The following is a 24,020-nucleotide window of genomic DNA, read 5'->3' as shown; positions in this document are numbered from 1 at the left end:
ACCTCTTGGCCAATATTAGAGAGCAGGTACTAAAAATAGTTAGACCGAAACCTAATGACCAACCAGATTCACCAAGAACCACCACAAACAAACTAGACCGACCGGCAGCCGAGTTGACAAATTAACGGAAGTCCGTCAAAGGTCGGAATAAAAAGTCGCGTGTTGGGGGAGTACCTAAACAAAGAGGTGTTTAGGCAACAAAGGTAGTTCTGATGAAAGGAGCTACTAAGTCCCACTCCTATTTGGAGTAAAAGGCGGAACTAGTAGTTAAAAAAGGTCTAAGGTTTCAAGGCGGGGTCCAAAAGCTCGTTGGTCGAAAAAACGGGTCCGGAACAGCAAATTAATAGGCGGAACGAAGCCGCGAAAAGATATTAATTTTCGGCGAATCGAGTCTCTGACAGCACTGGTCTAACTGAGTTGCACTAGGTACCGTTTTAGTTGTTAGAATGATCGACGGTTCAACTGATTTCACGGGATAACTGTTGGGAAAGAACAGCGATTAACCGGAACGTCAAGTTGGCTGATAAGGCGGTAACAGAAAAAATGGCAGCAAAAGAAAACATCGTTAGTCCAGGCAATCTAGTTCGAGTGGTTAACGATTTTTGCATTGTTGTCTCCACGGCCAATGGGACCGGAAGCCAAACAGCTAATTTGGCGTTGTTGCGGGCTTTTTTTGACATGGGCATACCGGTCAATGGGAAGAATATCTTTCCCTCAAACATTGCTGGTCTACCAACTTGGTATCACATCCGCGTGAACCAAGAAGGTTTTGTCGGGCGGAAAGAACCAAGTATTTTAATAGCCTTTAATAGGGCGACATTCTTAGAAGACGTCGCAGAGCTTCATCCGGGCGGCGTGTGTTTTTACAATCAAGATTTTGGTCTAGTCCCCGATAGAGAAGATATCACCTGTTACCCCATACCTGTGAAGGAAATGACGGCAGATTCTGCGCTTAAAGGCAAGCTCAGAGAATATGTCGCGAACATGACCTTTTTAGGCGTGATTGCCCAAAGTATAGGAATTTCGGTCCAAAACATCGAAAGCGCATTACTGCACCAATTCGGCGGAAGGCAAAAGCTCGTCGATCCCAACATCGAAGTCGTTCGGGTAGCGTTCGAATGGAGCAAAATCAATTCCGTCAAAAGTGACCCCTTTTATGTTAGTCCGTTAGGCCAAACCGAAGGAAAAGTTCTGATGACTGGTAATGAGGCGGGTGCTCTGGGCGCAGTGTTTGGAGGCGTTTCGGTAGCGGGTTGGTATCCGATTACACCATCAACCAGCTTCATCGATGCTTTGCGAAAATTTTTACCGGAAATGCGGAACGATGGGGAAGGCAAAGCCACCTATCACGTGGTTCAAGCCGAAGATGAAATCGCTGGTCTTGGTATTGCGATAGGAGCAGGTTGGGCTGGCGCCCGGTCTTTAACAGCGACTAGCGGACCGGGGATATCACTCATGAGCGAATTCGTCGGCTTTGGCTATTTTGCTGAAATCCCGGTCGTAATATGGGACATTCAGCGAGTAGGGCCATCCACAGGACTTCCTACTCGAACCAGCCAAGGGGATTTGGCTTCTACTTATCAATTAGGGCATGGTGATAGTAAACACGTTGTCCTTCTGCCCTCATCGATCGAAGAGTGCTTTCAATTCGGATATCAAGCTCATGAACTAGCTGAAAAACTCCAAACACCAGTTTTTGTCCTTTCTGATTTAGACCTCGGTATGAACAGTTGGATGGGAGATCCTTTTCCCTACCCTAATGAACCAATTAAAAGAGGCAAAGTGCTCAGTCCAGAAGCTTTAGGTGGCGGCCCATTTGAACGCTATAAAGACGTTGATGGCGATGGTATCGGTTATAGGACTCTACCGGGTAATACGAATCCTATAAGTGCTTATTTCACCCGAGGGACAGGGCATGATACCAAGGCTGAATATAGTGAACGAGGCGAAGATTGGCAAGAGAACTTTAAACGCCTTAGTCGTAAATTCGAAACCGCACGTCGACTTGTACCAGGAGCTACCAAAGATGTTATGCAAGGATCCAGCCTTTGCATCGTAGCGTTTGGGTCGACCCAATACGCCATAGAAGAAGCTAGACACGAGCTTAGTCGTAAAGGTTTCCCTACTGATTTTATCAGAATGAGGGCGCTGCCCGTAAACCATTCAGACCTCTCGCTGTTTAAAGAGCATGAAAAAGTTATCGTTATTGAAATGAACAACGAGGGTCAACTTTGTGGGATATTGCGAAATGAAATGCCAGAAGTGGCAGACCGATTTATTTCGGTTGCCCATCTTGACGGAATGCCATTAACCTCCGAGTGGGTCGAACGTAGATTAGGTAAACATTTGGAGGGTTGGTCGTGAAGCGAGGCCCAGGGCAAGCTAATAATATAGGGCTCACTCGAAACGAGTATACAGGTAGCGCCTCCACGCTTTGTAAGGGTTGTGGGCATAATTCGGTCTCGAGTCAAATTATTCAAGTTGCGTACGAACTTTCGCTGAAGCCGGAAGAGGTTATTAAGCTTTCTGGCATTGGTTGTTCTAGCAAATCCCCTGCGTATTTCCTTGGGATGTCGCACGGTATTAACGCCCTTCATGGGCGGATGCCTGCGGTAGGTACAGGAGCCTTGCTTGCTAACGCTAGCCTTAAGGCCATCGGAGTTTCTGGCGATGGGGATACTGGGTCAATAGGTCTAGGAAATTTTAAGCATTTGGTGCGTAGGAATGTACGGATGGTTTACGTAATCGAAAACAATGGTGTGTATGGTCTGACAAAAGGCCAATTTTCTTCGACTGCTGATGAAGGTCAAGAATTGAAATATGCTGGGGACAATCCGTTTCCTGAAATGGATCTGTGCCTGGAGGCGCTTATTGCAGGATGTGGTTTCGTTGCTCGAAGTTTTGCAGGAGATGTTAAGCAAATTCGGGCTTTGCTTAAAGCAGCTCTTTCTCACCGAGGCACCGCGGTGTTAGATATTATTAGTCCCTGCGTTGCATTTAATAACCAGGACATCAGTACCAAAAGTTTTGGGTATGGCAGGGCGAACCAAAGCTCTTTACACGAAATAGGGTATGTACCGCCTATGGAAGAAATCATTCTACAGGACCACGAGCCAGGCGAACTTGAAATTGTGGAACTTCATGATGGGTCCCAAATTCAGCTTCGTAAGCTTGAAGCTGAATACGATGCTAGCGATCGGATAGAAGCTGTGCGAAGAGTGCAGCTATCTCAAGAACATAATGAATTTCTTACGGGACTTCTTTATATAGATTCGACTAGACCTTCTTTGTCAGAAGTTGCTCATTTGGTTGAAACGCCTCTAGCAGAATTGACGGCCGATCAATTACGGCCGTCAAAAAACGATTTAGACGCAGTGTTAAAGCGGTACATGTAAATGCCTAGCTTTCACTATCCCTAGGCTCTTGTAGGGCTGCAACCCAAGGAGCGCTATAGGGACAGAGTTTAATAAAAACAATATTCCCAGCACCTAAACGCTGTCGCCCGGATGTATGGGGCTCAGAAAGAAAAAATTCTTTTCGTTTTGGAAATAGTAGAGAAGGGCCTAACTGCCACATAAGTTTTCCGCGGAGGCCTTGTTCACGAACCGGTATTTGCTGGATTAACATCCATGATTAGGTTAGATTTCGCACAGAAGCCCCATTCTTAAAGAGATTCTGTTAGAGTTGGACAGTTTGTTTCTAAGCGTTCACTTTCCACAATTACTTTTGCAAATCGGGTATGGAATATTGATCCCCGTTTTACCACTTTTTGTAGCCGATTTTGGTGTCGGTTACGGGATGATTGGACTAGCTCTGGGTGGGATGGCACTTGGGACGGTAGTTGCGGACTTCCCAGCGGGCGCCTTGCTGAGGGTTTTTGATAGAAAATCCGTCATGATTGGCGGGTTAGTAATCCTCGGTGTATCCGTCATTATGCTTTTTTGGTGTTCCGCTGTCTGGCAGGTAATTTTAGCCCGCATAGTTGGTGGTGTCGGTACAGCCATGTTCAACTTATCCAGACACGCTTATATAACGGAGGTAACTAAGCCCCAAGGTAGGGGTCGGGAATTAGCACTTTTTGGGGGTCTTGCCCGGGCCGGAGTTTTCCTTGGTCCAGCGATCGGAGGACTAGTTGCGGGATTGTTCGGTTTAAAATTCGCTTTCCTCGTTTACGGGTTCCTGGTGATAATGGCTTTATTGTGTTCCGTTTTATTCGTTGAGACAAGCAATATACGTGAAACCCGTTCTAGTACCATGAAGACTGCCTTACTAATGATCTATCGCAGTCAGAACAGGGTTCTGGGGGCCGCTGGTGTTGGACAAATCATGGTTCAACTGGTCAGAAGAGCCCGTGAAGCCATCATACCCTTGTATGCCTCCGAGGTAATCGGTCTAGATGTACAAGCCGTCGGTTGGGTGGTGAGTGGTGCTGCCCTCGTGGATATGTTGATGTTTATTCCCGCTGGGTACATCATGGATCGATTCGGAAGGAAGTATGCGATTGTACCGAGCTTCCTTCTCCAGGGTATCGGTCTAGTAGCTATTCCAATAGCTGAATCCTTTATTGGACTTTTGTTGATTGGATTTGTCATTGGCATAGGTAATGGGCTTGGGTCTGGCAGCATGATGACACTAGGTGCTGATTTAGCACCGCGTCAAGCGCTTGGGGAATTTCTCGGAATATTGAGATTGATTGGTGATACTGGATCAACTGCAGGCCCGTTATTGGTAGGTGTTGTAGCTAGTGCGGTGAGCTTACCGCTAGCGACCGTTTTAGCTGGTGGTGTGGGTTTCTGCGCCGCAGCTATATTTGCCGCATACGTTCCTGAGACTCTACCGCCAAGGCAAGCGAAACAGCAAGCTGATTGAGATTATTGCCGCCAGGTTGTTTTGAGAACACGCGCCCAGTTCTCGGAAGCGATCTTTTTAAGGTCATTATCTCCGTAACCGATTTTTCGGAGAGCATTAATTAATTTCGGTAAACCTCGAACATCCCCCATGGAATTAGGTATTGTGGTCCCGTCAAAATCTGAGCCGAATGCTACGTGGTGAATCCCTATGGTGTCGACTAGGTAATTTACATGGTTAACAATCTCGGCGATGGGGGTTGAGGGAGCTTCTTTGCCGTCTTCGCGTAAGAACCGTACCCCAAAATTTATGCCTACTACACCTCCGGTTCCGGCTACCTCAAAGAGCTGTTTATCCGTTAGGTTTCGCGGTGACGGACATAGAGTATGGGAATTAGAGTGGGTTGCAACGAGAGGTTTATCTGATAAAGCTGCTACGTCCCAAAAGCCTTTTTCATTCAGATGGGATAGGTCAATCAATATGCCTAATTGATTGCAGGCTGACACCAGCCTCCGACCTTGTTTAGTGAGGCCGGGTCCTATGTCTGGAGTTCCAGGAAAGTGATCTAACGAAACGCCAGTACCAAAAATATTTCCACGACTCCAAGTGATCCCTAGGGAGCGTAGGCCCGCTGCATACAATACTTCCAGGCAGTTGAGATTTTCATCAATCGCTTCTGCTCCTTCTAGGTGCATTATTGCTCCGATTACTTCTGAAGTCATACACTGAAGAAGTTGATCTATGGACCTAATAATCATAAAAGATCCTCTTGAAGCTCTTTCAAGGCATAACAATTTAGCTGCCAAATTTAATGTCCCGGTTAACGCCCTTTCGTGATTAATTGGTTCGAAAAGGCCAGTTTTTCGACCACGGCCCTTCGGCCCCCTCGTCGTATCAAGCAGTGAGCACCCAGGAGTGAACAATGCAAAAAAACCGCCAGCGAATCCCCCCAGCTTTCCCCTAGGGAAGTCTATATGGCCGGACCGGTGCATTTTAAAAAAGTCTGTAGTTGGGTTTTTTAGTAATCTCAAAAGGGTGTCGTTATGACCGTCGAAGACCTTAATCATTTATCTAGCTTACGCAACAAAACAAAAATGTGCGGTTTCGAAACTCGATTCATTGGAGACTAGGAACAAGGGATGAAGTGAAAGGAGAACAACCAATTCAAATAGAAAGTCTGACTAGCGGCTAACTATTGTGCTCTTTAGTGATGGTCAGGAATAATATTTCAAGGTAGAATACATCGTTTTGATAAGGAGGCTTCATGGGGCATTTTGTGCTGATCGCCATCTATAGTGCATTCGTCTTTGCTTTTCTAGTTTTTCTTGGGGGGGCACTTATCTTGGCCGCCAAATGGTTGTTGGACAATCAACATGATCCGGATGCTGAATTGCACTAAATGATAGGCATTTGTGGTGGATAAGTCTTCCCTCTATAATAAGTACAGATAGGAAAATCCTGTGACGACTAAACCGTCAAAAATTTAATCTAGGATCAAGCAGTGATTGGCGATGCTTTAAAAAAATGCTTTTCTAATCCCGAAGAATTATCTCGTAATCAGAAGACCCTTAAATTACTATTTTCCCTTGTTTTCGTTGTACAAGTAGTTATGGCCGGACTGACCGGAATGGGCCTTATGCTAGTTGCTCCGGTAATCCCTATCTCGGCCGCTAACAGTCACCAATATATTTGGTTCAGTCTAGTGACAGTCTTTTTAGGCCTGACTATCGGAGGATTCATCGGTGGGCAACCGAGTAAGTCAGGTATGATAGCAGCGACGATTGTAGGAGGCGTAGTCTTAGCTTCTCCTGCGTGGTACCTTACCCTTGTTATAGTTAGCGCGGGTGGGCCATCGCCAGTTGCTGGGATAATAGGCATACAGCTCATTGTGGCTTTTGGCCTGGGAATAGCGTTGGTTACTTTTTTGACGCGTGCAGGTAATGTCAAAAGGTAGAGGGCAGCCAAGCCTAAACCGACTATCGTTTATTTAAAAGATAGTTAAAAAAGAAGCACAAAGAGGCCGTTATGGTGTATCTAAAACTTTTCTGGTCGTTCGCCAAAATAGGGTTGTTTGGTTTTGGGGGTGGCCCCTCTATGATTCCCCTTATTCAAGAGGAAGTTGTCGAGATACAAGGCTGGCTTTCTAGAGAAGAATTCCTAGATGCTTATGCTTTAGGGAACAGCCTCCCTGGCCCTATTGCGACGAAAATGGCCAGTTATGTCGGACATCACGTCGGTGGGGTTCTAGGCGCTATGGTTAGCTTAATCGCTATAACGGTTCCAACGGCTGTTTTGATAATAATTCTTCTTGGAATTTATCTTAAGGTTAGGGACAATCCTTATGCGGAAAGGTTTTTGCGGGGCGTTCGTCCAGTTGTAATTGCCCTACTCGCTGTTGTTATTTGGGAGTTTCTTCCACGAGCTTTCGGTTCAACAAACGAGTGGATTGGTAATTGGGAACTGTGGGTAATCGCTTTGCTTGCTTTTGGAGTTTCGGTAGTGTTTAACATTCACCCTGCCATTTTAATAGTTATTGGTGGGGCCATAGGAGTGGCTATAATTAGGTGAAATAATTGATTGGCTGAGGGGGTTTCTACAGACATTGGCCGAAGGGCCATCGCCTTGTGGTTCAAACTAAGAAGCGGGTATATTCCTCTTTCCCTGGTAAAAAAAGGGGAGTAATGCCCAGGTGATACCGGCTCATCCGAAAGGTGACCTTAAGCAATGGCTACTAGATGCGTTTAGGGGGGTTAAGAGAGTCGAGGAAATCCGGCCCAAGTTCCAATGCTTTAGCTGTACCAAACACAGCGCAATCAGTTGGATTTTCTGCAATTGCTACAGGAACCCCTGTAAGGCGTCGGAGATAAGAGTCTAAGTTCCGTAGCCTAGCTCCACCACCAGTCATTACGATGCCGCGTTCAATTACATCTGAAACAAGCTCAGGCGGAGCATTCTCAAGTACAGACTTTACGGAAGTGGCAATGCGGTCAAGGGAACTACGTAGTGCTTCAACAATTTCGTCCGCACGTATCTGAACAGAGTGAGGCATTCCGTTTATTAGGTCCCGGCCTCTTACCTCGGTTGACAAGTCCTCTCTGTCTGTTAGCTCAGCGGCACCAATTGAACATTTTATATCTTCAGCTGTTCTGTTGCCAATAAGTAAATTATGCTGATCGCGGAGAAGCTGCATTATGTCGGAGTCAAAGGTATTCCCGGCTATCCGTAAGCTTTCTGAGACCACGATTCCGTTTAAGCTGATTATCGCGACGTCTGCGGTTCCCCCGCCGATATCAACAACCATTGAGCCGACTGGATCGGCGATGTTTATTCCGGCTCCAATTGCTGCTGCTAAGGGTTCTTCAATTAAGTAGGCCTTTCTAGCACCAACTTCATTGACGGCTTGTATGACAGCCCGCCGTTCTACTTCCGTAATTCCGCTTGGAATACATACCAAGATGTTTGGCCTCAGAAAACGACTAGGACCAGTAATTACTTTACGCAGAAACTGTTGCAGCATTCGTTCAGTAAGGGTATAGTTCGCGATCACACCCTCAGCCATCGGATGGACAGCAATAATGTTGGCTGGTGTCCGTCCTAACATTTGATAGGCATCATCGCCCACAGCCTTGACCTCTGTCGTCCCCTTAAGTACAGCGATAACTGCTGGTTCTCTAAGGAGGACTCCCTTACCTTTGAGGTGAATGCGGACATTCGTGGTCCCTAAGTCGACCCCGATCATCTGGCCCAATCTACCACGGGAAATTAGAAGCGTGTAGATATGAGTCTCAAGTTATCTGTAAATGCGGGTAGGTTTTTACAGTGCCGGTCAAGTCACAGGTCCAAATAAAAGAAAGGCTTTACAGTTTCCAGAAGGAAAGAGTTCAAGTAAATAGGTATACTTCGTGGTCGTGCAGGTCAAGCCGTTTACAAAACTCGCTGCTGTTTATGACGACCTTATGGTTGACATCCAGTATGAATCGTGGATTGACTTTATGCTCACGGTGGTGGAGAAACGAGGATTAAAAGATAGCAAAGCTCTGGAACTTGGATGTGGAACAGGGAACGCAACGGTTGTAATGAATTCGCGGGGTTTCTCGGTCACAGGGTTAGATTCATCGCCGTATATGCTGGGTTTTGCCCGATCGAAATTACCGTCACTTCAATTCGTTCGAGCGGATTTTGAAACTTTTGTGTTAGACGAAAGGTATCCCTTAGTTTATTCCGTTTTCGATACTTTAAATAATCTATTAGACCCTTCGGCGTTTCGTAATATGGCTCAACGAGTGTTTAAACATTTGGAAGCTTCGGGGATTTTTGTGTTTGACTTGAACACGACCATCGGCCTCAGAGAATTATGGGATGGGAATCGGATTGAAGGTTCTGTCAATGGGGTCGATTACATTTGGGAGCATAGTTTCGACGAAGCCAACGCTTTAGCTCGGATAGAAGTTTCATGGGAAAATAACGGGCAAAAGTTTCGGGAGGTTCATTTTGAAAGAGGATATGATATTGGGGAAGTCAGAAACATAATTCAGGCAGTCGGATTCACTAACGTCGAGGTGTTGGTATACCCCAGCGGTAGGCCTGCGACAGGCGATGAACCAAGAGTCTGGGTTGTAGCAAAAAAGGGTGTCTAGCAGGAATGTTAACCGTCGGTATTCCTGACGGAAACCAAAGGGTCGATGATTGTTTATTAGACACCTCAACGGTACGGCTAACTTTTGAGGTCGCTCCCAAATAGAATTCAGGTATTTAGGATGCTAAATACCTAGTTACCGCCTGCCCAGTAAAACAGGGAATAAAGGGTCCTATTCAAGGGTAGCTTGTTCTCGATAGTATCGGGCAATGTTGGAAACATCTTCCTCCCCATAATTCTTTTTCAACAGGCCCGTTTCGATTTGTTCGACTAAAGCCGCCATTGGAAGGGGAACTCCTAGCTCTCTAGCTGTTTCCAGGGCAATCCCAAGGTCTTTGCGATGTAGACGTGTACGAAAGCCTAGAGGGTAATCGTTATTGATCATGTTTGATGCCCGATTGGACAATACCCAGGAACTAGCTGCCCCGCTAGAAACAGCTGTGTGGGTAGCCTCGATATCTATGCCAGCTGCCAATCCAAGTACTAAGCCTTCGGCTACGGCAGCATATGTACCAGCGATTATCACTTGATTTATCGCCTTAGCGATTTGCCCGCTGCCTATAGGTCCGACATGGGTAATTGTCGAACCGAGTATTTCTAGGACAGGTTTTAACTGGCAGAAGGTTTCTGTAGTGCCTCCAACCATGATAGATAACGTGCCATTTTGAGCCCCTTCGCTTCCTCCTGATACGGGAGCATCAAGCATTTCTATTCCTTTGTCCTTGAGTACCTTAGCGAAATTTCGGGTAGCTGAGGGACTAATGGTACTCATGTCCACAAGCAATGAACCACTTTTCATCCCATGGATCGCCCCTTCCGGACCGAGGATAACGTTTTCTACGTCTGGTGTATCACTAACCATTGTGAATACTAAATCAGTTCCGTCTACTACATCTTTAGGGCTAAAGCCGGCAGTTGCTCCCTGATCCAGAAGTTGTTGCTCGCGTGATCTTGTACGGTTGTGTACTCGCAAATCGTGGCCCGCGTTGAGCAAGCGACTCGCCATCGGTGCGCCCATCGTTCCCATTCCAATGAATGCAATCTTCACAATGATGACCTCCTTCTACTTCGAACAAAATTCCTAGAGATGTGAACCACGTTAATTGGTTCGTACTTAGTCTACCTGGTGTTATCGGTCTGAATTCGGGTGTTCCGCACAAAATTCCATTTCAAACGTAACCGGATACCAAAAAACTGTTTCCTCGCATAGTACAATTCGAACATGGATTTGCTTGAAAAAGCCGCGTCCGGGTGCCGTCTTACGGCTGATGAAGGGATTGAGCTTTATAGCTACCCTTTATTCGATTTGGGGGCAGCAGCTAATGAAGTGCGTCGCATGCGTACTGATCCACAAATCGTCACTTACCTTATCGATAGGAACATCAATTACACAAATATTTGTAACATCGGTTGCAGTTTCTGCGGGTTTTATCGCACGCGGAGTCAAAGTGACAGCTACACTCTTTCATTTGAGGAAATTGGCGAAAAGGTAAAGGAATTAGAGGCAGTAGGGGGAACCCGCATTCTTATGCAAGGTGGGGTCAATCCCAACCTTCAATTTGACTGGTATTTGGACCTCTTAGAGTTCCTTAAACAAAGTCACCCAGATATTCGAGTGGAAGCCTTTAGCCCTGAAGAAATCAAGGGGCTGTCTACACTGTCAGGTCGTCCCAGCCTAGAGATTTTAGAGAAATTAAGGGATGCAGGACTAGATGGCTTGCCCGGCGGCGGCGGTGAAATTCTGGTCGATAAAATTCGGAAACATCGCCGTATTGCACCCGCTAGGATTGGTTCCGATGAGTGGCTCCAAATTATGGGGGAAGCCCAATCCATTGGTATCTACACGACAGCAACTATGGTTATAGGATTTGGTGAGACCAAGGAAGATAGGGTCCAGAGCATTCTAAGGGTACGGGAAAGGCATGAGGAATCGTTAGAGAAATACGGTAATGGGTTCTCCGCATTTATCAGTTGGAATTTGCAAACAAAGAATGTGAGGGTAGAGGGAGTGGCTCCGGGGTCCAATTCCCATGAGTACCTCCGGAATCTAGCGGTGAGCCGGCTTCTCCTAGATAAAGTGGTTAATTTTCAAGTGTCGTGGCCGACCATGGGTTATAAAGTTGCTCAGACAGGATTATATTTCGGGGCTAACGATTTTGGTAGCACTATGTTAGAGGAAAATGTGGTGTCACAGGCTGGCGCTCAACACCAGATGGCATCAGAAAAGGAAATCATTCGACAAATAACCGATGCTGGCTTTCAACCCGTTCAGCGTGATAGCAACTATTGTCAAGTTCGACGCCCTAGCGTTAATGATTTGCCCAAAATATCTCCGGTCTCGAATTCGGGACAAAATATTGCTTTAAACTAAGCGGTCTTGTGGTTAATAAAGACGAAATAATGATTATTGGGGCTGAGGTTGCTTATAACGGTTTAGGAACACCTCAACCCAATGGTGCAGTGGTTTTACAACGGCGTAAGTCTCAAGTCACAGTTCTTTCCATAGAATCGTATGGGTCAGCCGTAAAGGCATTTCCCGATGCTGTTGTGCTGGGGAAAGACTTTGCGATCAGCCCGCCTCCAGTTAATGCTCATACGCACCTTGACCTTTCCAAAATGCCCTATTCCCCAGGATCTTATGAGGAATTTATCCCACAGGTTGTGAGACACAGAAGGCGCCTTACGGATCCCGTTGAAGCTGCAAAGATTGGTGTAGAGAGGGTGAAGGCTGCCGGCACAACGGTTATAGGGGATATCGTAAAGAGTGATTCCGTTATGCGGTTTCTTCTCAATCAAACCGGGCTTAGGGGAGTAGCTTATTTAGAGGTATTCGAACCGGATCCTACTCTTGCTAAAAAAGTGTTTTTCGAAACCGAAGAACGAATCAAGGAGTATCAAGCTTTAGAAAAGCCTAGTTGTATGCAAGTTGGAATTTCCCTACATAGTCCCCACACCGTAAGCGAGCCTCTCCTTAAAGAGATCAGCGGCCTTTCAGTTCAAAGAAACCTTCCTCTTCAAATACACGTATCTGAAACTTCCGGGGAAATAGCTTTTCATAAAGATGGGACAGGTCCGTTTCCAGAACTATATGGCGATTTACTTAGGAATTGGAAACCCTCTGGCTTAACTCCAGTCGGTTACTTGGCAAAAATCGGGGTTCTCAAAGCCCGACCCACTCTTGTTCATATGGTTCACGTCAACGAGGCTGATGTACGGGAAGTGCAAAGGGCAGGGTGTACGGTTGTTCACTGTCCCAGGTCTAATGCCAATCTAAATTGTGGTCGATTTCCTTGGGCGATGTTTGCGAAACACGGAACAACCGTTGCAATAGGTACTGATTCTCTCGGGTCTTCGCAAAGCTTATCGGTTTACGAAGAGGTTCACGAAGCTATGGCTTTACACGGAAATTCAATTAGTCCTTTAGCTCTCGTAAGATCAGCCGTAAAAGGAGGTCATCGTGCCCTGGGTTTACGACCACCAAAGGTCGGAAGAGGCGACGATCAAACCCAATTTCAGGTCTGGGGTAGGCGAGGACCTAATTTAGATTTAGGCATTGGGGTTACGGACAACATCGGCGAGATTGATAAATAGGATCTCGGAGGACACATTCTCTTAAAATGGGAAGATCTTAACTGCTGAGATTGGTTGGACGCGGATAAAAGCTTTAGGCTTTATCCGCTTACGTAGACTGCGAAACATTACACTTGACCACCTCAAGGTAATTTAGTTTTGGAGGCATAATGGCTGAAAACACGTTTGTATTTACTGACAGTAATTTCGCCGAAGAAACTAAGTCAGGCCTTGCGCTAGTGGATTTTTGGGCCCCCTGGTGTGGTCCATGCAGGTTGGTGGGACCCATCATTGAAGACATAGCGAATGATTTTGCAGGGCAGATCAAAGTCGGTAAGTTGAATGTTGACGATAATCAACAAACGGCAATGGGATTCCGAGTGATGTCCATTCCAACAGTGATTCTTTTCAAAGAGGGTGAAGCAGTAGAAACTATGATTGGGGCGCAATCCAAAAGTGCCTACCTTGGGAAGATCGAAGCACACCTGGCGAATGCGACTTAAACCAGAGCCAGGTCTAGTATTGCTCACAAGAGGTCCAGTTAAATAAACGCGTCTGAGATCCCAAGGAAAAACGACCGGCAAAGATAGGCCCTCACAAAAAAGCGTTACGAAAAAAGGTTGCCAAAGGACTGGTCCTAATAGGGTGATTAAATGTTGCAACTAGATTTACCAAAAGAGAAATAAGTGAATTAGAGTCGTCAAATAGGGATTCATCAGAATTCGGTAAAATAATCAATTGATCAGTTAATTAACTGTGCAAGCACACCCGAGGAAAAGTTGATAAAGTGGTTACGTCACTTTGTTTGTCATTGCTAGGGTAGGCCAGGGCTTTGATGTGGTTGGGTTTTTAATCAAAGCAACACGAAAAGAAGGCCGCATAAGGGGTTGTTTGTGGTTAATGAAAATGCATTTCAAATGTCTTCATCTAATATTAGGTTCGGTAAGGGAGTAACCTCGGAGATTGGGTCAGATCTTCTAGATAGAGGACTTAATAGGGTCTTGGTGATTCTCGATCCGAAGCTCGTCGAGCTGCCAGTAGGCCGCACCGTGATCAAATCGTTGCAAATCAAAAAGATTGGATTTGAAGTCTTTAGCGAAATCAGTGTTGAACCTACTGATGCCAGTTTTCGGAGAGCAGCCGAAGTGGCGAGGAGTGCTCCCTACGATGCCATAGTAGCTGTGGGCGGCGGTAGTACTTTGGACACGGCGAAGGCAGCTAATCTTTACTCTAGTCATTCTGGCGAGTTTTTCGATTATGTCAATGCGCCTATTGGTTCGGGCCTTCCGGTACCGGGTCAGCTCAAACCACTATTCGCCATTCCGACAACAGCAGGTACCGGTAGCGAAACAACGGGTGTAGCCATTTTTGATTACATAGATAAACACGTTAAAACTGGTATCGCTGACCGTTTCCTCCGTCCTACGCTAGGGATAGTAGACCCCAATAATACCTATAGTTTACCGGCAGAGGTTGCCGCCTCTTGTGGACTCGATGTCCTTAGCCATGCTCTTGAGTCATACACTGCTCGGCCCTTTCAAGAGCGAACAAGACCTAGACGACCCGCTGAGCGACCTGCCTATCAAGGAGCAAATCCTATTAGTGATATTTGGGCGATAGAAGCCCTAAAGCTAGTTTCGCAATATCTAGTAAGAGCGGTCCAAGATCCTGAAGATGAAGAGGCTCGGAGTCAAATGATGCTAGCAGCATCGTTAGCTGGGTTTGGGTTCGGTAACGCCGGTGTTCACCTCCCACACGGTATGTCATATCCAGTGGCGGGAATGGTTAAGAGTTTCCTACCTAGAGGCTATGATGCTCGATCGCCGTTAATCCCACATGGCATGTCGGTTATTTTGAACACTCCTGCCGTTGTTCGGGTCACCGCTCGTGTTAAACCAGAAAGACATTTAACTGCGGCAAAAGCTTTGGGTGCCGACACAAGAGGGGTCGAGTTAGACTTAGCTGGTGAGATTTTACGAGAACGAGTTGTATATTTCATGCGAACTTTAGGTATGCCTAACGGATTAGAGGCTGTTGGTTATGGGGTGCAGGACATTCCAGCTCTCATAGAAGGAACACTTCCACAACACCGAGTTACCCACCTAGCTCCCGTTGATGTAAACAAAGAGTTGCTTGCAGAATTGTTCGAAGCTTCTCTTAGAATTTGGTAAATGTAGGGTTACGGGCAAACAGATAGTTTAAGGGTGTTACGTTAGCCAAGAAAGTCGTGACCGGAATACTAAGCCAATCGCTGTGTACATATTTTTGGAGAAGACGTACCATGTCAGGTTTTGGTCAATCAAATCTAATCGGCGGTTAAGGTCAAAGTTTAGAGTGAACGAAGGAGAATTGTGAACGAGTTTGTGGTTATCCGGGGACAACTGTAATGTTAGCCAAGCATATTTAATTAGAACACGGTATGATTGCGCCTCACGCCTCCATTTATTTGGAAACTTTTGTCATTCACCACTGAAATCGGGGAGTCTTAATGAAAACACGTAATATCAACTCCTTTAACGCTCGTTCTAAATTCGACACAGGATCTGGAGAAGGTAATTATTATCGCCTTGCGGCTTTGGAAGACGCAGGTATTTCAGATATTAGTAGGCTACCGTTTTCTATTAGGATACTGTTAGAGTCTGCTTTGAGAAACGAAAATGGTTATGACGTTACCGCTGAGCACATAATTAGTTTAGCCCAATACGATGCTAAATCTCCGAGTGATAGTGAGATACCGTTTAAGCCGGCACGTGTTATTTTTCAAGACTTTACCGGGGTTCCAGGAGTGGTGGATCTTGCCGCCTTACGAAGCGCAATGCAGCGATTAGGAGGAGATCCTTCCACCATTAATCCCGAGATTCCAGTAGACCTAGTGATAGATCATTCTCTTGAAACAATTGAGTCAGATAGTCCCTTAGCTCTTCAACGTAACGAGGAAATAGAATTCCAGAGAAATAGGGAACGCTATGAGTTCCTTAGATGGGGACAAGCGGCCTTCCAAAATCTTAACGTGGTGCCACCGGGGTCAGGAATTACGCATCAAGTCAACCTAGAGTATCTCTCGAAAGGCATCCAAAATCGGTCGGTACCAGGGGGCGAAGTGTTTTTCCCTGACTCACTGGTTGGCGCCGACAGTCACACCACCATGATTAATGGTTTAGGTGTACTTGGTTGGGGTGTCGGTGGTATTGAAGCCGAGGCCGTGATGTTAGGCCAACCTGTGTATATGCTATTACCCGAAGTAGTGGGATTCCGTCTGATTGGTGAGCTATCCGAGGGGGTTACTGCGACTGACCTCGTTCTTACCGTAACCGAGTTGCTCCGCGAACGGGGGGTAGTTGGTAAATTCGTCGAATATTTTGGTAATGGACTGTCCTCAATGAGTGTACCTGACAGGGCTACCCTAGCCAATATGGCGCCTGATTACGGTGCAACAATGGGATTCTTTCCGGTCGATTTCGAAACATTGCAATACTTGCGGCAAACAGGACGCATGCCGGATGAAGTTGACGCGGTTGAGAGTTACATGAAAACAAACCAGCTCTTTCGTACTGACGATACCCCTGACCCCCTGTTCTCTAGTATTGTCGAGTTAGACCTAGCAACGGTTGAGGCTTCTCTGGCAGGACCCAAACGACCGCAGGACCGTATTTCCCTGAAAGCTATGAAAAATACGTTTCAAAGGGACTTTGAGAAACCGGTGAGCCAACGAGGGTTTGGTTTGCAGGGAGCTAGTATCCGACAGCGGGCGGCTTTTGATATAGATGGCGTACAGCACAAAATGCAGCACGGAGATATTGTGCTTGCGGCAATCACTTCTTGTACTAATACCAGCAACCCCTCGGTGATGCTTTCAGCCGGTTTGCTTGCCAGAAATGCAGCACAGGTTGGCTTGAAGGCTAAGCCGTGGGTAAAAACCACTCTAGCTCCTGGGTCTAAAGTTGTCACTGAATATTTGCGTGACGCAGGCTTACTTCCTTATTTGGAAAGCATTGGTTTTTTTGTCGTCGGGTATGGCTGCACAGCGTGTATCGGTAATTCCGGGCCACTACCCCCGGTTGTAGTCGATGTGATTAATAGGAGCGATATTGTCGCAGCGAGTGTTCTTTCGGGCAATCGTAATTTTGAAGGTCGCATTAATCCTCACATCAAGGCTAATTATCTGGCAAGTCCACCCCTTGTGGTGGCTTATGCCCTCGCGGGTACCATCAATATTGATTTAACGAAGGAACCTCTCGGTGTGGGGTCAAACGGACAGGATGTGTATCTTCGAGACCTATGGCCTGACCAAAAAGATGTACTTAGCTACTCTGGGGTTGCCTTGAATCCCGATACCTTTCAACGGATGTATCAAGGGATTGAACGTTCAAACGAATCCTGGAATGCATTACCAGTCAATGGGGGCGACTTGTTTGAATGGGGTCAGGAAAGCACCTATATTCAAGAACCACCATTTTTCAAAAATATGGAGGCTCAACCCGGGCCAATCAAACCAATTACTGCAGCCCGAGTGCTAGCCTCTCTAGGTGATTCGGTTACTACAGACCACATTTCCCCAGCCGGCAATATCGCAGTAAATAGCCCTGCAGGAGAATACCTCAAGGAACTTGGTGTCCAAACGAGTCAGTTAAATTCTTATGGAGCGCGTCGCGGAAACGATCAGGTTCTTACCAGAGGAACATTTGCCAATGGCCGATTAAAGAATGAACTTTTAGATGGGATTGAGGGCGGATTGACTCTAGATTTCACCACAGGGAAGACTACAAGTGTTTATGAGGCCAGTCAAAATTATCTCCGGGAAGGTATACCTACGATCGTATTAGCTGGGATTGATTATGGGATGGGATCAAGTCGAGATTGGGCAGCTAAAGGACCGTTTCTACTAGGCGTGAAGGCCGTGATCGCAAAAAATTTTGAGCGTATCCACCGCAGTAATTTGATAGGGATGGGTATTCTTCCCCTTGAGTACCTTGCAGGCGAAGATTCAAAAGCGTTAGGGATTTCAGGATTCGAAACCTTCGACATAACAATCGATGAGGCTCTCGAGCCTGGGTCTGTAATACCTATTCAAGCTACGCACGATGACGGTAAGATCACTCTTTTTGACGCTGTCTGTCGCATAGATACCCCTGTTGAACTAGACTATTATCGGAATGGTGGAATTCTCCAGACCGTACTAAGGTCAAGATTAGATAAAAAAGCTGTCAAGGGCGCTTAGGAATGTATCGTTTAAAAACAAACGCTGCTGGAAACCCTTGCCCTAAGGAAGTCAACCCTTTTTAGAGCAATGTTGGTGCGAGGTGTTTTGGGTTTATTGGCTAAGACGCCGGATAGGATAGAGTGTTTTTTGTTAATAACATAAGTAATTCATTCAGATTATTAATTAGAAAGTTTCGCCTAACGGTTATCACCATGTTGGTTGCATTTAGCTGTATCGCTAGTACTCAAAATGATGAAACTTATTTAGGGACCGTTCCAGCTCCTGAGTTGCCCCAAGGACTAGATTGGCTAAATGTAAACAATCCTTTGACTTTGCAGGATCTCAGAGGGAAAATTGTGATTTTAGATTTTTGGACCTATGGTTGCATCAACTGCCTGCATGTTATTCCTGAACTCAACGACTTAGAAGAAAAATACTCTGATGAACTAGTGGTGATTGGGGTGCATTCTGGAAAATTTGACCATGAACGAAAATCAAAAAGCATTGAAAACGTTTTAGAACGTTATCAAATTAATCATCCGGTAGTAAATGACAAGGCGTTCGAAATTTGGAGAAGATACGGAATCCGCGCTTGGCCAACCTTAGTGCTAATTGACCCGAATGGATTCGTGATAGGCATCCACGAAGGAGAACATATATTCGAATTGTTCGACCAAGTCCTAGGAAAAGCAGTAAATGAATTCAGAGAACTCGGCCTACTTGAGAAGTTCCGTATCCAAATGCCTAGGCCAAAAGGGATTACAACACCTTTACGGTTTCCTGGGAAAGTACTCGCTGATCATCCTAGAAATAGAATCTTTATTGCTGACTCAAATCATAATCGGATAGTAGTAGTTACAAAGGATGGCACGGTTACTGATGTTATAGGTTCTGGGGCCGAAGGGTTAGTTGATGGGACCTATGAAGAGGCACGATTGTTTCGACCCCAAGGTCTGACGTTAGTGGATTCCGAAACACTATTTGTGGCTGACACTGGAAACCATTCAATTCGCAGGGTAAACCTTGACGCCAGGACCGTTACTACGGTTATTGGGACCGGCCAACAAGGGTACCCGACACCGGCTGGGATTGGTCGCGGAGATACCGCTCTTAATTCACCATGGGATCTAGAATTTTTAGATGGGAAAGTATATATAGCTATGGCTGGGCAACACCAATTATGGGTTTTGGACGTCATTACGAACGCTTTGTCTCTCCATGCTGGCAGTGGCAAAGAAGAACTAGTTGACGGACCATTACTGAAAGCCGGTCTCAATCAACCTAGTGGTCTCACTACCGACGGGAACCAAATATATTTTGTGGACAGCGAGGCTAGCGCGATCAGGCGCGCCGGAACAAGTCCCTCTGACAGCGTGGACACTATTGTTGGGTCTGGCCTGTTCGATTTTGGAGATGTTGACGGTATCGGTGAACAGGTTCGACTTCAACACCCAATCGGTGTAGAATTTGCAGGGCGTAATCTCTATGTCGCTGACACCTATAACAATAAAATAAAGGTGGTTGACCCAGTGCTTCAGAAAGCTAACACCGTTTTTGGGTCAGGGGATTCAGGTTGGTTAGACGGATATGGCGAAACAGCTGAATTCAATGAGCCTGGTGGGCTGTCCCAGAGCTCCGGAATGCTATATGTCGCAGATACTAACAACCACGTTGTCCGGGTCATTGATTTAGCGACATCAGAGGTAGATACTTTGGTTCTAAAGGATGAAAACGGGAAACTCCAGCAATCAACACTTAGCACCAAGGAGACCAACAAAATCTTCTTGCCAAAGAAAATAGTCAAGAATGGAGAATCGAAACTAGTCTTTTCGGTAGAATTACCTGACGGACATCGATTCACTGAGAACGCCCCGACGTCAATAACGTTTTCGAGTGACGGGGTAGACTTTTACCAAGAACCAATGCCTTTCGGGAAGCCTGAATTTCCAATCGAAGTCCCAGTTTATATTTCTTCAACTGCCCAAGAACTTCAAGTCGGAGTAGTCGTGTATTTTTGTCAGGATGAAAAAGCTAAGCTTTGTTTAATTCATGACGTAGAACTATATTTGCCTATCGAAATATCAGAAAAGGGTTCAGAAATAATAAACCTCCAATACCAAGTACCGTGAAAAGTAGGGATGATACCTAAATAAGAGCTCTGAATCAGGTGCATAGATTCAGTGGCATCGGATTGGAACTAGGACATCGGTCGGGGATCAGGTTTTAGCAGTTCCTGCGGTCGTTAAGTTTCAAAAAATATTGCTCAAACCTACCTTAGTCAAATAGATGCTATTACGAGGGAATCAATCATTACTAAGCATCCAAGAAGTTAAAGATTGAACATCAGGCATAGCCATTAGCCTGCTAGGGTGAAAACCCTTAGGGCAGAATCGGTGTTCTAAAGAAATAAGACGTATTTGCGTATCAATGTTGAGGAATAAAAACGGCGAGGGGTTACCTGGTGAAAATCTTTTTCGTGAGACATGGAGAAACCGATTACCCACTAGTTGAGGCTCGTGGGGTTAGAGGAGCTGCTACTAGTTTTGCTCCTTTGACTCCGGTTGGTCGGCTACAGATCGATACAATCTCCCAGGATTTTCGACTCCAAAGTGCCGAGGCGATTTTATGCAGCACGTTCTCTCGGGCGTTGGAGTCCGGAGCCCGTTTGAGCAAAGCCCTTAACACACCATTGTATGTCGAATACGACTTACATGAGTGGCTTCCTCAGAAAGATTTGATGGGGGAGATCGATTCAAGGTTGCTTGAAGAAGCTAACAAAAACCTGAAAGAAGCAGAAGCGCAGACGGCTCAAGAAGTTCCTTGGGAGACAATTAAAGAGGTCCAGGCTAGAGCAGTTGCTGTTCTAAATAGATACAGGGAATTTTCTTCCCTTATAGTTGTCACGCACGCGGTGGTTATAGGTAGCATTGTTGGCATGGAACGCCTAATCGACCATGCCGAAATAGTCTCGAGTGAGCTCGACCTTGATGACCTCCAATCTATAGAACATACTCAAGTCAAAATCTAAGTACCAACAACAGTATCCTTGTAGGACAAGAAGAAGAAAACTTAATCACAATAAACCTCTAAAGGGTTGAAAAATAAGGAAGCGTGCGGTTATTTTGTTTGTGATGAGTTCGGTTTTAATTTGCGACAACGTTTACCGAAGTTTTTCAGATTCCAGAAACAGTTTGGAAATACTAAAAGGTGTCACTTTCACGATAAAACGAGGCGAGGTTGTTGGTATTGTCGGGCCTTCCGGATCAGGAAAAACTACGCTTTTGCATTTGGTGGGTGGGCTTGACATGCCCACCTCAGGGCGAATAAGTTTTCAAGAATTAAACAAAGCAAAATCGACTTATAAGCATCCGCCAATCCGTCCGTTTCAAGGGTTAGGCTTTGTGTTTCAAAATCATTATCTCGTACAGGACTTAACTGTTATAGAAAATGTGGCCCTCCCTGGAATTATTAAAGGGAAAGCAAAAATGGATCGCGCCAAACACCTCTTGCAACGGGTTGATCTTGAAGGTCAAATGAATGCTTCCATAAATACACTTTCAGGCGGAGAAAGGCAAAGAGTGGCTGTCGCTCGCGCTGTTTATCTAGCACCTCGACTTATTGTTGCTGATGAACCCACAGGAAGTTTAGATAAGATTAACGCTCAACGAGTTATCACAACACTATTAGATTTAGCTCAATCCAGCGGGTCTGCTATTCTTATAGCTACCCATGACGAACGCTTAGCTAACAAAATTCCTAGAATACTAGAGCTTGAGGATGGAAAACTTGTTGACCCTTAATTATATCCAAACTAGGTTCCTCGTTAGTAGACAACCATTTGACCGTCAAGCGGTTAATAGAGTGTTTATCCGTCGCCAATAAATAAAGTAAAAGCAATAGAATTTCTAATTAATCTTATCGCCGGGTTCAAATACAAAACCAAACAGCTGTTGTGAATAGATCAGGATATTAGGCTAAATCGGGAATAGCAATCAAGCCACGCAGAGTGAAGGCCGTTCTACCGCCCAAACTGCAGGCCTCTCAAGGTTTTGGAAAGCGCCCGTTTGTTATAACGGACAGCCAGTTCTGAATAGTCGGTCTAATTCGTGCAATCAAAATCAATGCCGGCAGCGATAACAGGAGGGCGATCCACATGATGGCATCAGATACAAGAATGAAATCCCCAAACCAAACGCTTGCTGTAAGCCAAGGTAGACGGGCAATCATCGCGGTTAACCAAAGCTTCCGAATCTGTATCGTCGTAAGGCCGGAAAAAAGAACAAGAAAGTCGAGGTTCATTAGGAAAAAGAACAGGCCCCAGACAACCGGGGTTTCAATATTGAGGAAGGTTTCCCACCTTTTCCAGGTACCGGGCCGGACTAACCAGTACACTAAGGGTTGGCCAATTCTTCGCGCTACGTTTAATGAAATTAGAGCTCCAAGGCCAAGCCCAAAAGTCCCGTAAATCAACGCGGGAAAAAATCCGAAGGCCTTACCTCCTAATGCTGCTACAAAGGGAGTCGGTATGATAGGAACTAACGCAGTGAGCAAGAAACCAGCGATGTAATACAGGGGTGCAAGCCAACCAGTGTTCGTAATAAATTGAGTTAACGCTTCGGTCACAACCAGTTATTACTCCAAAGAGTGGATTAGTAGGGTTAAGTTCACAGGTTTTATACTCTTAACAAGGCCCCGTTGTGTAAACATAGACGGAAGGAGTCTCCGTGAACAACACACTTTACCCTATGAAGATAGCTCGGACGTTAAAACCGCGAATATGGGGTGGGCCGCGGTTGCAAGAATACTTAGGTGTCTCGGCGGCATCTGAATTCAATGTGTATGGGGAGTCTTGGGAGATGTTTGAAGAGAACACGATTATTAACGGGTTTTGGGCTGGTCAATCGCTCAGAACGGTTAGCGAAGAGCTAGGATCGGATTTTCTTGGATCGATTAGCTACAACCGTTTTGGGAAGAAAGTACCGCTGTTAACGAAGTTCATCTTTGCTGGACAATCCTTATCAATTCAAGTCCATCCAGGCGATGACTATGTAAAGGCCAACGAGCTCCAGCAAGATGGTTTTGGTAAGGAAGAAGCATGGCTCATAATCGAAGCTCAACCCGGCGCAAAAATCATACGAGGATTCCAAAATGGAACCAAGCTTAGTGATATCAAGAAGCATATAGAAGGAGGTACTCTTGAAAGTATTTGTCAGCAGGTCGAAGTGTCCGCTGGTGATGTGATTCTGAATCCGCCGGGAGTTGTACACGCTATTGGGGCTGGTATTCTTCTGTTCGAAATCCAACAGGCAAGCGACCTCACATACCGCTTGTATGACTATAATCGGCGCGACAAAAACGGCAATTTGCGTGCTCTTCACGTAGAACAGGGCCTTCGCGTTATCGATTTGGAACCAAGAGTCGGTTCCAAAGTAATTGCAAAGGCAAGGGAAGATAGTTGGGTGGAATTGGTCAGAACGAAAAATTTTGTTCTGACCAGTAAGGAACTCTGCGGTGGGAAGAATACCTATGTTCATAAGTCCCAGAACAGTTTCGAAATAGTTACAGTCATAGATGGGAAAAGTCAGCTGCGGTCAAGCGGTTCAGACGTGACGAGTTTAAGCCAAGGAGAATCTGCTATTCTACCGGCTAAATTAGGGGACTACCAACTCCAAGGTCTTGGCAAAATCTTAAGAGCCGGCCTTGAAATTTAGGTAGTTGCGGTATAGAAAGAATCCAAAACCTATGGCGGGACAAAGCAAAGCATCG

At 45.8% G+C, this 24,020-nt stretch carries 20 protein-coding genes; 15 read left to right on the top strand and 5 right to left on the bottom strand.

The window, feature by feature from the left end; genetic code table 11:
* Positions 1-543 precede the first annotated feature (543 nt).
* Both CMO31_05730 and CMO31_05725 read left to right on the top strand, forming a co-directional pair.
* Entirely contained in the window at positions 544-2,364 is a 1,821-nt protein-coding gene (locus CMO31_05730; protein ID MAZ53498.1) for a ferredoxin oxidoreductase, read from the top strand.
* Positions 2,355-3,395, top strand: coding sequence for a 2-oxoglutarate ferredoxin oxidoreductase subunit beta (locus tag CMO31_05725; GenBank protein ID MAZ53497.1), 1,041 nt, complete (start codon positions 2,355-2,357; stop codon positions 3,393-3,395). Before CMO31_05730 ends, CMO31_05725 begins: the two co-directional genes overlap by 10 nt.
* A gap of 4 nt (positions 3,396-3,399) precedes the next feature.
* Here CMO31_05725 and CMO31_05720 read toward each other — a convergent pair whose 3' ends face one another.
* On the bottom strand, positions 3,400-3,627 hold the full coding sequence (locus CMO31_05720; GenBank protein MAZ53496.1) for a hypothetical protein: 228 nt from the start codon (positions 3,625-3,627) through the stop codon (positions 3,400-3,402).
* A gap of 57 nt (positions 3,628-3,684) precedes the next feature.
* Between CMO31_05720 and CMO31_05715 the strand changes: the two genes are divergently transcribed.
* Positions 3,685-4,869, top strand: a complete 1,185-nt coding sequence (locus tag CMO31_05715) for an MFS transporter (protein ID MAZ53495.1) — start codon at positions 3,685-3,687, stop codon at positions 4,867-4,869.
* A 2-nt stretch (positions 4,870-4,871) separates the two neighbouring features.
* On the opposite strand, the gene CMO31_05710 is transcribed toward CMO31_05715, so the two are convergent.
* Positions 4,872-5,915, bottom strand: coding sequence for a peptidase (locus tag CMO31_05710; GenBank protein ID MAZ53494.1), 1,044 nt, complete (start codon positions 5,913-5,915; stop codon positions 4,872-4,874).
* A 434-nt stretch (positions 5,916-6,349) separates the two neighbouring features.
* On the opposite strand from CMO31_05710, the gene CMO31_05705 reads away from it, so the two are divergent.
* Both CMO31_05705 and CMO31_05700 read left to right on the top strand, forming a co-directional pair.
* Positions 6,350-6,802 (top strand): hypothetical protein, encoded by a 453-nt coding sequence (locus CMO31_05705; GenBank protein MAZ53493.1) that lies wholly within the window; start codon positions 6,350-6,352, stop codon positions 6,800-6,802.
* A 71-nt stretch (positions 6,803-6,873) separates the two neighbouring features.
* Positions 6,874-7,416, top strand: coding sequence for a chromate transporter (locus CMO31_05700; protein MAZ53492.1), 543 nt, complete (start codon positions 6,874-6,876; stop codon positions 7,414-7,416).
* 163 nt (positions 7,417-7,579) lie between these two features.
* On the opposite strand, the gene CMO31_05695 is transcribed toward CMO31_05700, so the two are convergent.
* Positions 7,580-8,587: a rod shape-determining protein gene (locus CMO31_05695; protein MAZ53491.1), complete on the bottom strand. Its 1,008-nt coding sequence runs from the start codon at positions 8,585-8,587 to the stop codon at positions 7,580-7,582.
* 163 nt (positions 8,588-8,750) lie between these two features.
* Between CMO31_05695 and CMO31_05690 the strand changes: the two genes are divergently transcribed.
* Positions 8,751-9,485 (top strand): methyltransferase type 11, encoded by a 735-nt coding sequence (locus CMO31_05690; GenBank protein MAZ53490.1) that lies wholly within the window; start codon positions 8,751-8,753, stop codon positions 9,483-9,485.
* A gap of 171 nt (positions 9,486-9,656) precedes the next feature.
* Here CMO31_05690 and CMO31_05685 read toward each other — a convergent pair whose 3' ends face one another.
* A complete protein-coding gene (locus CMO31_05685; GenBank protein ID MAZ53489.1) occupies positions 9,657-10,532 on the bottom strand; it encodes a tartronate semialdehyde reductase in 876 nt (291 codons plus the stop codon).
* A gap of 174 nt (positions 10,533-10,706) precedes the next feature.
* On the opposite strand from CMO31_05685, the gene CMO31_05680 reads away from it, so the two are divergent.
* From CMO31_05680 to CMO31_05645, 8 genes are all read left to right on the top strand, one after another.
* Positions 10,707-11,855: a dehypoxanthine futalosine cyclase gene (locus CMO31_05680; GenBank protein ID MAZ53488.1), complete on the top strand. Its 1,149-nt coding sequence runs from the start codon at positions 10,707-10,709 to the stop codon at positions 11,853-11,855.
* A 26-nt stretch (positions 11,856-11,881) separates the two neighbouring features.
* Positions 11,882-13,075: an amidohydrolase gene (locus tag CMO31_05675; GenBank protein ID MAZ53487.1), complete on the top strand. Its 1,194-nt coding sequence runs from the start codon at positions 11,882-11,884 to the stop codon at positions 13,073-13,075.
* A 149-nt stretch (positions 13,076-13,224) separates the two neighbouring features.
* Entirely contained in the window at positions 13,225-13,557 is a 333-nt protein-coding gene (trxA, locus tag CMO31_05670) for a thioredoxin (protein MAZ53486.1), read from the top strand.
* Positions 13,558-13,947: 390 nt separating this feature from the next.
* Positions 13,948-15,225, top strand: a complete 1,278-nt coding sequence (locus tag CMO31_05665; protein MAZ53485.1) for an alcohol dehydrogenase — start codon at positions 13,948-13,950, stop codon at positions 15,223-15,225.
* A gap of 317 nt (positions 15,226-15,542) precedes the next feature.
* Positions 15,543-18,272: an aconitate hydratase AcnA gene (gene acnA, locus CMO31_05660; protein ID MAZ53484.1), complete on the top strand. Its 2,730-nt coding sequence runs from the start codon at positions 15,543-15,545 to the stop codon at positions 18,270-18,272.
* A 194-nt stretch (positions 18,273-18,466) separates the two neighbouring features.
* Positions 18,467-20,383 carry a hypothetical protein gene (locus CMO31_05655; protein MAZ53483.1) on the top strand — a complete coding sequence of 639 codons (1,917 nt, stop codon included), beginning with the start codon at positions 18,467-18,469 and terminating at the stop codon, positions 20,381-20,383.
* A gap of 308 nt (positions 20,384-20,691) precedes the next feature.
* Complete coding sequence (locus CMO31_05650; protein MAZ53482.1) at positions 20,692-21,282, top strand: hypothetical protein; 591 nt, start codon at positions 20,692-20,694, stop codon at positions 21,280-21,282.
* Between the two features lie 103 nt (positions 21,283-21,385).
* Entirely contained in the window at positions 21,386-22,054 is a 669-nt protein-coding gene (locus CMO31_05645) for a hypothetical protein (protein ID MAZ53481.1), read from the top strand.
* Between the two features lie 241 nt (positions 22,055-22,295).
* On the opposite strand, the gene CMO31_05640 is transcribed toward CMO31_05645, so the two are convergent.
* Entirely contained in the window at positions 22,296-22,877 is a 582-nt protein-coding gene (locus tag CMO31_05640; GenBank protein MAZ53480.1) for a hypothetical protein, read from the bottom strand.
* A 101-nt stretch (positions 22,878-22,978) separates the two neighbouring features.
* Here CMO31_05640 and CMO31_05635 point away from each other — a divergent pair, with 101 nt between their 5' ends.
* Complete coding sequence (locus CMO31_05635; protein ID MAZ53479.1) at positions 22,979-23,965, top strand: mannose-6-phosphate isomerase; 987 nt, start codon at positions 22,979-22,981, stop codon at positions 23,963-23,965.
* Positions 23,966-24,020 lie beyond the last annotated feature (55 nt).

The organism is Trueperaceae bacterium (assembly GCA_002707365.1).
In the GTDB taxonomy this organism is placed as follows: domain Bacteria; phylum Deinococcota; class Deinococci; order Deinococcales; family Trueperaceae; genus UBA6957.
This window is presented reverse-complemented; position numbering and strand designations above follow the sequence as displayed.